A 391-nucleotide genomic window follows, 5' to 3' on the forward strand; every position below is an offset into this window, starting at 1 on the left:
GTGAGAAATATGAGAAGGGCATCGCTTCTGTGGCGAATTTGAACGATGCGATCGAGAAAGCCAAAGAGCAGTACGCGGATACCATTAAGGAGTGGGGAAGCAAGTATAAGAGAGAGCAGCTGATCTATACCATGGGCAGCGGTGCCTGCTACGGCGAGGCATACTCCTTCGCAATCTGTCTGCTTATGGAAATGCAGTGGATTCATTCCCACGCCATCCATTCCGGCGAATATTTCCATGGTCCGTTTGAGGTGACTGATTTTGATGTTCCGTTCATCATTATCGAAGGTGTCGGCGCAACGAGACCGCTCGATGAGAGAGCTTACAACTTCTGCCAGAAGTATTCCGATAAGATTATGCTGGTAGATGCGGAAACCTTTGATATGACGGG

At 48.8% G+C, this 391-nt stretch carries 1 protein-coding gene; it reads left to right on the top strand.

The window, feature by feature from the left end:
- A partial coding sequence (locus NE664_15415; protein ID MCQ4728021.1) for an SIS domain-containing protein occupies positions 1–391 on the top strand: 391 nt, incomplete at both ends.

Origin of the sequence: Anaerotignum faecicola (genome assembly GCA_024460105.1) — a bacterium.
Taxonomy (GTDB): Bacteria; Bacillota; Clostridia; order Lachnospirales; family Anaerotignaceae; genus JANFXS01.